The sequence below is a fragment of the Paludibacterium flexuosum genome, from assembly GCF_037076605.1.
In the GTDB taxonomy this organism is placed as follows: Bacteria; Pseudomonadota; Gammaproteobacteria; order Burkholderiales; family Chromobacteriaceae; genus Paludibacterium.
The window spans coordinates 3,028,144-3,040,914 of the sequence record NZ_AP029060.1 but is presented as its reverse complement, the minus strand read 5'-3'; the positions used below and the strand labels follow the sequence as shown (position 1 = coordinate 3,040,914).

12 protein-coding genes and 1 tRNA gene are annotated in these 12,771 nt (G+C 60.4%); 3 read left to right on the top strand and 10 right to left on the bottom strand.

Annotated features, from left to right (window positions below; all coding sequences use genetic code 11):
• Positions 1–8 precede the first annotated feature (8 nt).
• From AACH39_RS14475 to AACH39_RS14460, 4 genes are all read right to left on the bottom strand, one after another.
• Positions 9–779, bottom strand: coding sequence for an A24 family peptidase (locus AACH39_RS14475; RefSeq protein WP_338620465.1), 771 nt, complete (start codon positions 777–779; stop codon positions 9–11).
• A complete protein-coding gene (locus AACH39_RS14470) occupies positions 779–1,825 on the bottom strand; it encodes a type II secretion system F family protein (protein WP_338620464.1) in 1,047 nt (348 codons plus the stop codon). The genes AACH39_RS14475 and AACH39_RS14470 overlap by 1 nt, the downstream gene beginning before the upstream one ends.
• 4 nt (positions 1,826–1,829) lie before the next feature.
• A complete protein-coding gene (locus AACH39_RS14465; protein ID WP_338620463.1) occupies positions 1,830–2,960 on the bottom strand; it encodes a GspE/PulE family protein in 1,131 nt (376 codons plus the stop codon).
• Between the two features lie 147 nt (positions 2,961–3,107).
• The gene (locus AACH39_RS14460; protein WP_338620462.1) at positions 3,108–4,274 is read right to left on the bottom strand and encodes a porin; all 1,167 of its coding nucleotides are present in this window, start codon (positions 4,272–4,274) and stop codon (positions 3,108–3,110) included.
• A gap of 332 nt (positions 4,275–4,606) precedes the next feature.
• Between AACH39_RS14460 and AACH39_RS14455 the strand changes: the two genes are divergently transcribed.
• Positions 4,607–5,998: a deoxyribodipyrimidine photo-lyase gene (locus tag AACH39_RS14455; protein WP_338620461.1), complete on the top strand. Its 1,392-nt coding sequence runs from the start codon at positions 4,607–4,609 to the stop codon at positions 5,996–5,998.
• Positions 5,999–6,045: 47 nt separating this feature from the next.
• Here AACH39_RS14455 and AACH39_RS14450 read toward each other — a convergent pair whose 3' ends face one another.
• Both AACH39_RS14450 and ccsA read right to left on the bottom strand, forming a co-directional pair.
• A complete protein-coding gene (locus tag AACH39_RS14450) occupies positions 6,046–6,330 on the bottom strand; it encodes a ComEA family DNA-binding protein (RefSeq protein ID WP_215778322.1) in 285 nt (94 codons plus the stop codon).
• A 38-nt stretch (positions 6,331–6,368) separates the two neighbouring features.
• Positions 6,369–7,190: a cytochrome c biogenesis protein CcsA gene (ccsA, locus tag AACH39_RS14445; RefSeq protein ID WP_338620460.1), complete on the bottom strand. Its 822-nt coding sequence runs from the start codon at positions 7,188–7,190 to the stop codon at positions 6,369–6,371.
• A 108-nt stretch (positions 7,191–7,298) separates the two neighbouring features.
• Here ccsA and ffh point away from each other — a divergent pair, with 108 nt between their 5' ends.
• Both ffh and purB read left to right on the top strand, forming a co-directional pair.
• Entirely contained in the window at positions 7,299–8,651 is a 1,353-nt protein-coding gene (gene ffh / locus AACH39_RS14440; protein WP_215778335.1) for a signal recognition particle protein, read from the top strand.
• A 60-nt stretch (positions 8,652–8,711) separates the two neighbouring features.
• The gene (gene purB / locus AACH39_RS14435) at positions 8,712–10,082 is read left to right on the top strand and encodes an adenylosuccinate lyase (protein WP_215778337.1); all 1,371 of its coding nucleotides are present in this window, start codon (positions 8,712–8,714) and stop codon (positions 10,080–10,082) included.
• 222 nt (positions 10,083–10,304) lie between these two features.
• On the opposite strand, the gene AACH39_RS14430 is transcribed toward purB, so the two are convergent.
• The 4 genes from AACH39_RS14430 to AACH39_RS14415 form a co-directional block, all read right to left on the bottom strand.
• Positions 10,305–10,381, bottom strand: a tRNA-Met gene (locus AACH39_RS14430).
• Between the two features lie 49 nt (positions 10,382–10,430).
• Positions 10,431–11,252: an undecaprenyl-diphosphate phosphatase gene (locus AACH39_RS14425; RefSeq protein WP_215778339.1), complete on the bottom strand. Its 822-nt coding sequence runs from the start codon at positions 11,250–11,252 to the stop codon at positions 10,431–10,433.
• A 59-nt stretch (positions 11,253–11,311) separates the two neighbouring features.
• Complete coding sequence (locus tag AACH39_RS14420; protein ID WP_338620459.1) at positions 11,312–11,929, bottom strand: thiol:disulfide interchange protein DsbA/DsbL; 618 nt, start codon at positions 11,927–11,929, stop codon at positions 11,312–11,314.
• Between the two features lie 62 nt (positions 11,930–11,991).
• Positions 11,992–12,705 carry an SPOR domain-containing protein gene (locus AACH39_RS14415; protein WP_252346091.1) on the bottom strand — a complete coding sequence of 238 codons (714 nt, stop codon included), beginning with the start codon at positions 12,703–12,705 and terminating at the stop codon, positions 11,992–11,994.
• Positions 12,706–12,771: the final 66 nt, after the last annotated feature.

Below are 12,771 nucleotides of genomic sequence, written 5' to 3'. Positions count from 1 at the left end.
ACGTCTCTTCAAGCAGCCCCCCACAGCCAGTACATCCAGCCAGCCAGCGCCAGAAATGGTCCGAAGGGCAATGCATCACGGCGCGACATGCGCCGCAAAAGCATAAGGATACCCGCCGCAACCAAACCTGTCAGCGAAGACAGCAGCAGCAGCGGCGGCAACGCCTGCCAGCCCAGCCAGGCGCCCAGCGCCGCCAGCAGCTTGAAATCGCCATACCCCAGGCCTTCACGCCCGGTCAGCAGCCGGAAGCACCAGTACAACAGCCACAGCACCAGATAACCAGCCACCGCCCCGAGCACAGCCTGCGAGAGCGGGACACGGGCGCCGTTCAGGTTGAACAGCAGCCCGGCCCACAGCAGGGGCAGCGTCAGGCTGTCCGGCAACAGCCCGGTTTCGGCATCGATGACCAGCAGGGCGATCAGGCAGGCCGTCAGCCACAGCCCGCCAAGCAGCCAGTAAGCATCCCCCGCGCGCCAGGCCAGCAAGGCGAAACAACTCCCCGTCAGCAGCTCGACCAAGGGGTAGCGTGCGGAAATGCCCGCCCGGCAAAAGGCACAACGTCCGCGCAGGCACAGCCAGGAGAGCACCGGAACCAGGTCACGAGCACGCAGGACATGGCGACAAGCCGGACAATGCGAACGCGGCCAGACCGGGTTGTACACCCCGCTGACCTCCCCTCGCACCATGCGCGGCAGGCGGTGGATCAGTACGTTCAGAAAACTGCCGATCAGCAGGCCAAACAGGCCGACCAGCCACCAGGGAAGCAAGGAAATCATCATCACATCACCGTTTCACCCAATTCAAAGATCGGCAGATAAAGTGCCCAGATCAGGCCGGCACACATCAGCCCCAGCAGCAGCATGGCAAAGGGCTCCAGCAAGCCAGTCAGCACGGCCACCCTTTGCTCCACCTCCGCCGCAAAATACTCGGCAGCCCGCGCACACATGCCGGCCAGTGCCCCGCTCTGTTCGCCGACACGCAGCAGCTGGACCAGAATCGGCGGAAACCAGGGCATGCCCGCCACGGTCTGGTGCAGGCTGCTGCCCGCACTGACCAACTGCAGCATTGTGCGCGAAAGATGATCCAGAACATGATGACCGGCCGCCTGCGAAGCCGCCGGCAATGCCACCATCAGGGGCACCCCGGCCTCGAGCAGCAGGGACAGTGTCCGGGTCCAGCGCGCCAGGGCCGCCTCGCGTCTCAGCGGCCCCCACAGCGGCAGCCGGTCCGCCAGCCGCGCCAGCAGCCCGCTGCGCCCGAGCCAGGCCCGCCGACGGAGAAGCCAAACCAGCAGGACAGCACAGATCGGCAACAAGGCGCCCAGGGGGCTGGTGAGGGCGTCGGTCAGCGCGAGCAGCCCCCGCGTCACCAGGGGCAAGTCACGTCCGGCGGCCAGATAGTGCTCGCGAAACACCGGCACCACCGTCAGACAGACGCCGAGCATTACCCCCAACCCGGTCAGCATCACCAGGACCGGGTAAAACAGTGCCTGACGAACCCTGGCTGCCAGACGATTTCGCCCCTCCTGCTCCAGCGCCAGCTGCATCAGCGTCCTGGCCAACTGGCCGCCGGCCTCGGCGGCCATGATGGCCACGCAGACCCTGGCAGGAAACAGCCGCGGAAAGCGCTGCAGCGCCCGATGCAATGCCTCGCCTTCACTCAGGGCATAACTCACCCCCTGCAGTGCCTGATGCATATTAGCCGACAATGGCCCCTGGACCAGGATTTCCAGCGCCTGACTCAGTGGCACACCGGCCTGCAGCAAGGTTGCCAGCTGACGCAACACCCAGCCCAGCTGTTGTGCGTGTGATGACTGACGCAGCATGGACTCAGGCCACTGTCTGCGCCAACGCTTCGGCCAGACTGGTTTCCCCCTGCATCACCTTGAGCAAGGCGGCCTGGCGCAAATTGGGACCGGTTTCCTGCATCTCGGCCCCCCGTCCCTCTTCGGAAAACTGCAGCAATTCGAAGATGCCAATGCGCCCGTGATAGCCACTGAACTGGCACGCCGGGCAGCCTGCAGCATCATGACAATCCATCTGTTCCGGCAGGGCCTGCGGCCACCCCAGCTCTCGCCAGCCACCCGGCGACAGATGCACTGGCAGGCGACACTGTCGGCATAGCCTGCGCAGCAAGCGCTGCGACACGATCAGCGGTCTGGCCGAGGCCAGGTTGACGGCGGAGACGCCCATATTCAACAAACGGGCAATAGACGCACGGGCACTGGCAGTATGCAGACTGGACAGCACCAGATGACCCGTTTGCGCCGCCTTGATGGCGATGTCGGCCGTAAGGCCATCGCGCATCTCACCGACCATGATGACATCCGGGTCCTGCCGTAGCAGCGCGCGCAGCGCCAGCGGAAAGTCCAGTCCACTCCGCTCACACACCGCCACCTGATGTACGCCCTCCAGCGCCATTTCCACCGGGTCTTCCACCGTACTGACATTCAGCGTCTGTACCGAGAGTGATTGCAGGCAGGCATACAGCGTTGTGGTTTTGCCACTGCCGGTCGGACCGGTCATCAGCAACATGCCATGCGGCCGGGCCAGTCCCTGCTGCAGGCGCTGCAATTGCGCGGACGCCAGCCCGAGTGCACTCAATGGCAGGGCCTGCGGCTGGCTCAGGATACGCATCACCAGTTTTTCGCCTGCCAGCGTCGGCAGACTGCTGACACGGATATCGCGCACGACGCCATCCGGCAGCGTGAAGTCAAAGCGGCCATCCTGAGGCAACCGCCGCTCGGCAATGTCCATCTGGGCCAGCACCTTGGCGCACGACACCAGGCGGTCATGCCCGACGGGAGAGGACAGCGTAGCCGGTCGCAGCTGCCCGTCGATACGCCAGCGGATGACACTGTGCACATGCCCGGGTTCGAGATGAATATCGGATGCCCGCTCGCCGATGGCGGCTTCAATCAGAGATTGCAGGTAAGCGCTGCTGGGTTCGTGTTCGAACATGACTCAGCTCTCCGTGGGTGGAAAGCTGCCAAGACTAGGCAAGTACGTGGAGAAAGAACAGGGAGCGTGGCAAAGGGAAAAGCGCAAATGGAAAAAGGGCTGCCGAAGCAGCCCTTTCCATCACAGTTCTAACTGATCGGAATCAGATTAGAAGTTGTGTTGCAGGGTGAACGCCAGGGTCTTGACGGTCAGGTCGGAACCAGAGTTCCAGCCTTGAGCCAGGGTGGTGTTCTTGTCGAAGTTTACACGACCGTAGGACAGACCAGCGGTGGTACGCTTGGACAACAGGTAGTCAACGCCCAGAACATACTGGGTGTAGCCCGAGTTGTTCACGCTCGAACCGTTGGCGCTTTGATCCCAGCCCTTGGCGTAGGTGATCTTCGGTACGATGGCGCCGAAAGCGTAGGAAGCGGACAGAGCAGCCTGACGGGACTTCAGCTGAGCTTGAACCGAGTTGTTACCGGTAGCGCCAACAACATTACCGTTCCACTTCTTGGTGATGTCGAAGCCGCCGTTGTCGCCAGCGAAGCCGTCTTGCCAGTCGTAACCGGTCGAAGAAGCGTAAGCCAGGCCAACAAACAGGTTGTCTTGGTTGTAGTCAACTTCTACGTAGTGCTTGGAAGCCGAATGGTTGCCAGTGGAGCCAACGACGTTCGACGGATTGCTTTCTTGCTGGTAAGCGTAGTGAGCAGCAACCGGGCCGTAGGTGTAGTTCAGGCCAGCACCCCAGATGTTGGAGGAGCTAGTGGTGCCGTCAGCACGTTGGTTTTGAACGGCGTTTTCACCAGCGCTGTACACCAGGCCAAAGTTGAAACCGGCGAAGGTAGCGCTGTCGTAACGGATGGCGTTCTTCAGGCGGGCACCGGTATTGGTGAAGATACCCAGACCGTTAGCACCGGACAGGGAAGCGTTACCATTTGCCGTGGAAGAGCCATAACCGTAGTTGCTGTTGTATTGCCACTGGTCAACCGCGCCCAGATCGTTCTGGAAGTTGTTGATATAACCGACACGGATCAAACCCAGGTTGCCACCGTCCAGACCTACGAAGGTTTGACGCGAAGCGAAGCCGTCGGAACCGGTGCCATCAGCGTGAGCGCGGGTTTCAACTTGCCATACGGTCTTCAGGCCGTTGCCCAGGTCTTCGGTGCCCTTGAAACCAACCTTGGAGGTGGTATCTTGCACGCGGTTTTGCGAAGCTTGGTTGGTCACCGAGTCATGCTGTACAGCAACGCTCAGGTCACCATAGATGGTTACGTCAGCCATAGCGGCGACCGGCAGAGCAGCCAGTGCAACAGCGATCAGCTTTTTGTTCATCGCTCATTCCTTTCGAAGTCAGTTAAATTTGTCCGTAACGCTGAATTGTCCGAACATTTTGTCACCACCGTTACTGTGCGGTGGTTTGTGTCCGGAATATAAATCGCCCGTTGCTAAAATACAAAACCGTCGCGAGCTGTCGGCGCACGTCGCTAGACAAAATCACAGCAAAACATCATAAACATATGTTTTTAATAGATATTTTAAGTTTGTCGCTTTGTTGCCAAATCACAACAAAACAATCGCAACACACATATAGTGTTGTAAAAAACACAACAAAAGTGGTCTAACAAGACCTGAACCGCGCTTCAGAACAGTGAGATTTGCCCATCATGAGCACCGAAACCGCCCTTTGCTGGCTCCGCCGCGACCTTCGCCTGCAGGATCACGCCGCGCTCTATTCTGCGTTGATAAAACATCCGCGGACACTCTGTGTCTTTGTCTTCGACCGGGGCATCCTGGAGCATCTGCCGCGGCATGATCGCCGGGTAGACTTCATCTGGCACAGTCTGCAGGTGCTGAAACAGCAGTTGCAGCAGCGTGGCAGTGACCTGCTGGTGGCCATGGGACATCCGCAAGAAGAGATCTGCCGCCTGGCGGCGCGCCATCAGGCTGTCGCCGTCTATGCCGCCAGCGATGTGGAGCCACAGGCAATCAGCCGCGACCAACAGGTGGCCCAGGCGCTGCAGCAGCAAGGCTGCCGCCTGGAGCTGGTGCAAGACCAGGTCATCTTCGCCCGCGATGCGATTCTGAGCAAAGCCGGTACGCCCTACACCGTATTCACTCCCTACAAACAAGCCTGGCTGGCGCGCCTGACGTCCGCCGACTGGCAGCCCTATCCCAGCGAGACACTGCTGCACAAGCTTTGCCCGATCGCCCCGCAAACTTTGCCATCGCTGGAAGAGATCGGCTTTATGCCGACTGATTTGTGCTCTCTGGGCTGGCAACCCGGTGAATTCGCCGCGCAGACCTTGCTGCAGCGCTTTGCCGACCGACTGGATCGTTATCACGAGGAGCGGGATTTTCCTGCGGTGGATGGCACTTCACGGCTGTCGCCGCACCTGCGTTTTGGTACGGTGTCCGTTCGTCAGGCGGTCGCACTGACCACCTCTCGCCCCTCCCCGGGCGCCAGCACCTGGCTCAATGAACTGATCTGGCGCGAGTTCTACCAGCAACTACTGTGGCATTTCCCCCACGTCGTGGAACAAAGCTTCCGCCCTCAGTACCGCCATCTGGCCTTTGGCAATCGCCAGGACTGGTTCGAGGCCTGGTGCGAAGGGCGCACAGGCTACCCGCTGGTGGATGCGGCGATGCGGCAATTGCGTCAGACCGGCTGGATGCACAATCGCCTGCGCATGCTGGTCGCCAGCTTTCTGGTCAAGGATTTGCTGGTGGACTGGCGCTGGGGGGAGCAGTTTTTTGCCGAACATCTGCTCGACTACGAACTGGCCTCCAACAATGGTGGCTGGCAGTGGGCCGCCTCGACGGGCTGTGATGCGCAGCCGTGGTTCCGCATTTTCAATCCGGTCACCCAGTCAAAGAAGTTTGATCCGCAAGGCCGCTTCATCCGCCAGTTTGTGCCAGAGCTGACCGGGATGAGTGATCGAGACATCCATGCCCCCTGGCAGGCCGGCGAAAAACTCCGCCATGGAGACTACCCGCCCCCGCTGATCGACCATGCCGTTCAAAGAGCCGCTGCGCTGGCTCTGTTCGGCCAGACGTAACATCGGGCCGCCGGCAGGCGGCCCGACCCGCACTCCTTATATATTACTTACCGCTTGGCTTGCTCTGCTTCGATCACGGTCGGCCCGCTGACGCTCAGTTTGTCGGCGAGCTTGCGCACCGTCTTGTCGCCAAAGCCCGGCACGCGGCGCAGATCCTGCACCGCAGCAAAAGGCCCATGCTTTTCGCGAAACTCGATAATGGCACGGGCCTTGGCGGGGCCTACCCCCTGAAGTGTTTCAAGTTCCTGCCGGCTGGCGGTATTGATATTGACGGCTGCCAGCGCCAGCGCTGACAGACACATCAGAAAAAACGACAAAACCAGTTGCTGCATGGCCTGCTCCTTTCAAGAGCGCGGCCAGTCGGCAGCCCCTAGCCGCGGTGGAGAATCAACTCGAGAACAATCTTGCTGCCGAGGTATGCCAATAACAAAGCGACAAAACCGGCCAGGGTCCAGCGGATAGCCACCCGGCCCCGCCAGCCGTAACGCCAGCGCCCAGCCAGCAGCGCACCGAACAGCAGCCAGGAAATGGCGCCGAACACGGTTTTATGGGTAAAGGCCGCAGGGCGTCCCAGCACTTCTTCGGAAAACACCACCCCGCTGACCAGTGTGGCGGTGAGCAGCACAAAGCCCACCGACAGCACCTGGAACATCATGCGCTCGAGCGAGAGCAGCGGCGGCAGACGACTGAGCAGCGGTGCGGCACGACGGGCATGCAGGGCCCGCTCCAGCCACAACATCAGGATGGCCAGCATGGCGCCGATAGCGAACAGGCTGTAGGCCAGCATCGAGACCAGAATGTGGAAGGCAAAGGCGGGGTTGAACAGATCGTGCACCGCATGGCTGCCAGGGAACAACAGGGCAAAGGCCAGCGTCAGGCTGGCCAGCGGCATCATGAACAGTTGCAGACCATCGACGCGATAGAAAAAGCCGCTGGTCCAGTAGATGGTCAGCATCAGCCACACGACGGCCGCCATGGCATGCCCGACACCAAGCGCCACCATCTGCCCCTGCATCATGGGAGCGAACACGGCAATGGCGTGCAACAGCAACAGCACCCCCAGCGCGGAGTGCTCGCGCCGTACATTGCGCGTTCCGCTCTGAGGACCGCCCCAATGGCGGATGACATGCCAGGACAATGCCGCATAGGCGACAATCAGGATCAGGCTGAGTGCGGGCAGAAAACCGGTCATCGTGGTAATTTCGTCGGCAGCCGGACACAGGGTCGGCCGCTAGTGTAAAATGGACTGTTTGAGAGTCTACACCAAGCTGCCGTTTGATGGCAGACACGAGGAAGTTCCATGCTCGACAACCTTTCCAATCGCCTCTCCGGCGTCATCAAAACCCTGCGCGGCCAGGCCCGTCTGTCGGAAACCAATATCACCGACGCACTGCGTGAGGTGCGCATGGCACTGCTGGAGGCGGATGTGGCGCTGCCGGTGGTCAAAAGTTTCATCGCCGACGTCAAGCAACGCGCCCTCGGTCAGGAAGTCATCGGCAGCCTGACCCCCGGCCAGGCGCTGATCGGCGTGGTCAACGAAGAACTTACCCGCCTGATGGGCGCCCAGAATGACGCGCTCAATCTGGCTGCGGTCCCGCCCGCCATCATCCTGATGGCCGGTCTGCAGGGCGCCGGCAAGACCACCACCGTGGGCAAGCTGGCCAAACTGCTCAAGGAAACGCAAAAGAAAAAGGTTCTGGTGGTCTCGGCGGACGTTTACCGTCCTGCGGCTATCGAGCAGTTGAAGCTGCTGGCGAGCCAGGTCGGCGTGGAGTGGTTCCCGTCGGATGCCGGTCAGCAACCTGAAGCCATCGCGCGCGCGGCGCTCGACCATGCCAAGCGTCACTACTTTGACGTCCTGATGGTCGACACCGCCGGCCGCCTGGCCATCGACGATGCCATGATGCAGGAAATCAAGTCCCTGCATGCCGCGCTCAATCCGATTGAAACCCTGTTCGTGGTCGACGCCATGCAGGGCCAGGATGCCGTCCATACGGCCCAGGCCTTCAACGAAGCCCTGCCCCTGACCGGCGTGATCCTCACCAAGATGGACGGTGACGCGCGTGGTGGTGCCGCCCTGTCGGTACGCCATGTCACCGGCAAACCGATCAAGTTCATCGGTGTCGGCGAAAAGATCAACGGCCTCGAGCCCTTCCATCCGGACCGCATGGCCAGCCGCATCCTCGGCATGGGCGACGTACTGTCGCTGATCGAGGATGTCCAGAAGGGCATCGATCAGGAAGAAGCCGCCCGTGTGGCGAAAAAGCTCAAGAGCGGCAAGGGTTTCGACCTGGAAGACTTCAAGGCCCAGATGCAGCAGATGAAAAAGATGGGCGGCATGAGCAACCTGATGGAAAAAATGCCGGGCCAGCTGGGCCAGATGGCCAAGGGCATTCAGGGTGCCGAGGCAGAAAAGAGCATGGCGCGCATTGAAGCCATCATCAATTCGATGACCCCGCTCGAACGCCGCAAGCCGGAACTGATCAAAGCCAGCCGCAAGCGACGGATCGCTGCCGGTTCTGGCACCTCGGTGCAGGAAGTCAACAAACTGCTCAATCAGTTCGAGCAGACGCAAAAACTCATGAAGCAGTTCTCCAAGGGCGGCTTGATGAAGATGATGCGCGGCATGAAGGGCATGATGCCCGGCATGTAAGCCATCGCAACACATGGGCGCTGGCGCGCCCGGATTCAAATCTCTGACTGGAAGCAAGCCATGAATTTGTCGACGATGACCGCACTGAGCCCGCTGGACGGCCGCTACGCCGGACAAACCGAGCCGCTGCGTAACCTGTTCTCCGAATACGGACTGATGAAAGCCCGCATCAAGGTCGAGCTGGAATGGCTCAAGATGCTGGCTGCCGAACCGGGCATCGAAGAAGTGCCGCCGTTCTCGGCCACCACCATCGCTGAAATCGACGACATCATCCTGCACTTCAGCGAAGAGCATGCCCAGGCCGTCAAGGCGATCGAAGCGCGCACCAACCACGACGTCAAGGCGATCGAGTACTGGCTAAAAGAACGCCTGTCCGACAACCCCGAGGTCATGAACGCCAGCGAATTCATCCACTTCGCCTGCACCTCGGAAGACATCAACAACTTGTCGCACGCCCTGATGCTCAAAACCGCGCGCAACACGGTCATGCTGCCGGCACTGGATGGACTGATCTCGCGTCTGACCGAACTGGCCCACGAGCTGGCACCGGCCCCCATGATGTGCCGTACCCACGGGCAGCCGGCAACGCCGTCCACCATGGGCAAGGAGCTGGCCAACGTCATCTATCGTCTGCAACGCCAGCGTGAACAGCTGATGGGCCAGGAAATGCTGGGCAAGATCAACGGTGCCGTCGGCAATTACAACGCCCACCTGGTCGCCTATCCGGAAATCGACTGGGAAAGTCTGTGCGGCCGTTTTGTCGCCAGCCTCGGCCTGACCTTCAACCCCTACACCATCCAGATCGAACCGCACGACTACATGGCGGAGCTGTTCCAGACCCTGTCGCGCATCAATACCGTGCTGATCGACCTGAACCGCGACATCTGGGGCTATATCTCGCTGGGCTACTTCAAGCAGAAGGTCAAGGCAGGCGAAGTGGGCAGCTCCACCATGCCGCACAAGGTTAACCCGATCGACTTTGAGAACGCCGAAGGCAACTTCGGTCTGGCCAATGCCCTGCTGACGCACCTGGCGGAAAAGCTGCCGATTTCGCGCTGGCAGCGCGACCTGACCGACTCGACGGTGCTGCGCAACATGGGCGTAGCCATGGGCTACACCCTGCTGGGCTACTCGGCCTGCCTGCGCGGCCTGAACAAGCTGGAAGCCAACCTGCCGGCCATGCAGCAGGATCTGGACAGCACCTGGGAGCTGCTGGCAGAGCCGATCCAGACCGTGATGCGCCGGTACGGTGTCGCCAACCCCTACGAGCAACTGAAAGAGCTGACCCGTGGCAAGGACGGCATCACCCGGGAAACCCTGGCCTCGTTCATCCGCAGCCTGGCCATCCCGGAAGCGGAAAAGGCACGCCTGCTGGCTCTGACACCGGCCAGCTACACCGGCAAGGCGACCGACCTGGCCAAGCGCATCTGAGCGGTCTGCACTGGACAACGCAAAAAGGCGATCATCCGATCGCCTTTTTTGTTAGCAAACATTGCCGCGGAACATAAAAGAACGGCCATGCGCAGGCATGGCCGTATAAAAACATGACTCGAGGGGAACGCGCCCAAAAAAGAATGAACGCGAACTAACGCCAAGCTAAACGCGAAGGAGCCAGAGCACCTCTGACAAGGAATGCTCTGGCTTCGGAATACTTGGTTGCGGGGGCAGGATTTGAACCTACGACCTTCGGGTTATGAGCCCGACGAGCTACCAGACTGCTCCACCCCGCGTCCGTTAGAGAAAAGCATATTACAGAACGAATACCTTGCTGTCAAGGCCTCAGGAAGACCAAGCGACCCAGCCCAGCTTCCAGCTGGCCAGAATCAGTAAACCAAATGCGATTCGGTACCAGGCGAACACAGCGAAGGAATGGTTCGAGACATAGCGGATCAAGCCGCGAACCGCCACCAGGGCACTAAAGAACGCCGCGATGAACCCCAGCGCAAACACCGGCAGATCCGATATCGAAAACAAGGCATGGTGCTTGTAGACATCGTAAAGCGTCGCGGCAAACATGGTCGGCACGGCGAGGAAGAACGAGAACTCGGTGGCGACACGCCGGTCCAGCCCGAACAACATGCCGCCAATGATGGTCGCCCCGGAACGAGACGTTCCCGGCACCAGCGCCAGCACCTGGGCACAGCCGACCTTCAGGGCATCCTGCCAGCTCATGGCATCCACATCGAGCACCCGGCCCCGTCTCGGACGTCGTTCCACCCACAGAATGATCAGTCCCCCGACCACCAGCGCCATGGCCACGCTGGGCGCATTAAACAAGCGGGCCTTGATGAAGCCCGCCGTCAACACCCCCACCACGGCCGCGGGCAGAAAAGCCAGCAGCAAGTGGCCGGCAAACTGCTGTTGCTCGCGCTTGGCGACAATCCCGCAGGCCAGGTCCCAGAAACGCTGGCGGTAGATCCACAGAACAGCCAGGATGGCCCCCAGCTGAATCACGACCTCAAAGACTTTGGCGGTGGCACCATCAAAGCCGATCAAGTCGGCGGCGACAATCAAATGCCCGGTACTCGAGATTGGAAAAAACTCCGTGATGCCCTCGACGACACCCAATAGCAGAGCCTTGCCCAGAAGAATCAGATCCATCATTTCCCCATAAAAAAACGGGCGCACAATGCGCCCGTTATTCTAACCCTTCCGAAGGGTTATTTGATCTCTTTCTTCGCCATGGCCACCATTTCATTCAGGTGTTTGAGCAGCACATCCGGGGTAGCCGGCTGCAGGGCATATTTGCCATTGACCACCAGGGTCGGCGTGCCCTGAATGGCATAATTCTGTGTCATCTGCTTGGCACTGGCCACCTGGGCATTGATGCCGAAGGAGTTGTAGGTCTGCATGAACTTGTTCACATCAACCCCGGGCTGGGTCTTGAGCCAGGCAGTCAGCTTGGCCGGATCGCCCAGATTGATACGCTTTTCGACCATGGCCACAAACACCGGATGATGCAACTTCTCGGTCAGGTTCAGGGCGTTCATGGTGGCGAACAGTTTGGCAAACGGCTCGAACTGCGAACCCCAGACAATCTGCACACGCTTGAAATCAACGTAGGACGGCTTGGTCTTGACCCAGTTGCTCATGCTGACATCCAGGTCATAGCAATGGATGCAGGTATAAGAGAAGAACTCGATTACCTCGACCTTCTTGGGATTGGCAACCGGTTGCGGTGTCATCAGACGGGTATAGTCCTTGCCCTCGCCCTCAACCAGTGCGGCGTGCGCCAGACCGGTGACCACCATCAGTACTGCGAAAAGCCACTTCTTCATGCTTTCTCCTCACTCTGTGCTTTTGATTGACAGGCCGGCCTTCGAGACCGTGCCCGTGTGCATCAATTCGCGGGACGCCCCGCCAGATCGATGCCGTTTTGCTTGAGCAGACTACGAACCCGGTCAATATCTGCCTGGGTGGCAAACGGGCCGACCCGGACTCGGTGCACGATCCCCTTGCCCGGCACATCGGCAGACTGAATGGTGGCTTCGACGCCAATCAGGGCCAGCTTGGCCTTGAGATTGTCGGCATCATCCTGATCCTGGAAGGCGCCCAGCTGCAGATAGGGCTTCTTGCCGACATTGTCCGCATGGGCGGCGGCCGGTGCAGCGCCATCCTTGACGACGGCATCGACCTGCCCCGGCAGGATCTTGTAGAAATCGAAACGCTGGCTGTTCTTGTCCTTGTCCGCCGGCTGCGGCTTGGCGACCTGGCCGCCGGCAGCAGGCTGCGGGGCGGTTGCCGGCTGCGATGCCGCAGCGGACGGCGCGGGCGGCGCCTCGACCGGGCCCTTGTCATTGGCACTGGCATTGCTCAGGGTTATCCCTGGCGACAGGATCTGCGTCGGGGTGGAAGCCGCCCCCTGGCTGGCCGTGTGCTCCATCTTCTGCAGGTTGGTGAACGGCGTACCCGCCTTGCTGAAATACATCACCACGCCGACCACGGCCGCCACGCCCACGATCAGGCCAATGATGACGCCCATCATCACCCCACCACCACCGCCACTACGTTTGCTGGTCGCATGACTGCGTGCCGGCCGAGAAGAATTCTTCAAATCACGATGACCCATCAATGACATACCAAGTTGATTGATTCAGGCATTATCCCGCCTAAAACAGAA

Coding starts and splice junctions, on each gene's coding strand:
- AACH39_RS14450 (WP_215778322.1), bottom strand. CDS start 6,330: ATGCAGCAACTGGTTTTGTCGTTTTTTCTGATGTGTCTGTCAGCGCTG.
- AACH39_RS14465 (WP_338620463.1), bottom strand. CDS start 2,960: ATGTTCGAACACGAACCCAGCAGCGCTTACCTGCAATCTCTGATTGAA.
- ffh (WP_215778335.1), top strand. CDS start 7,299: ATGCTCGACAACCTTTCCAATCGCCTCTCCGGCGTCATCAAAACCCTG.
- AACH39_RS14460 (WP_338620462.1), bottom strand. CDS start 4,274: ATGAACAAAAAGCTGATCGCTGTTGCACTGGCTGCTCTGCCGGTCGCC.
- AACH39_RS14470 (WP_338620464.1), bottom strand. CDS start 1,825: ATGCTGCGTCAGTCATCACACGCACAACAGCTGGGCTGGGTGTTGCGT.
- AACH39_RS14475 (WP_338620465.1), bottom strand. CDS start 779: ATGATGATTTCCTTGCTTCCCTGGTGGCTGGTCGGCCTGTTTGGCCTG.
- AACH39_RS14425 (WP_215778339.1), bottom strand. CDS start 11,252: ATGGATCTGATTCTTCTGGGCAAGGCTCTGCTATTGGGTGTCGTCGAG.
- ccsA (WP_338620460.1), bottom strand. CDS start 7,190: ATGACCGGTTTTCTGCCCGCACTCAGCCTGATCCTGATTGTCGCCTAT.
- AACH39_RS14455 (WP_338620461.1), top strand. CDS start 4,607: ATGAGCACCGAAACCGCCCTTTGCTGGCTCCGCCGCGACCTTCGCCTG.
- AACH39_RS14420 (WP_338620459.1), bottom strand. CDS start 11,929: ATGAAGAAGTGGCTTTTCGCAGTACTGATGGTGGTCACCGGTCTGGCG.
- purB (WP_215778337.1), top strand. CDS start 8,712: ATGAATTTGTCGACGATGACCGCACTGAGCCCGCTGGACGGCCGCTAC.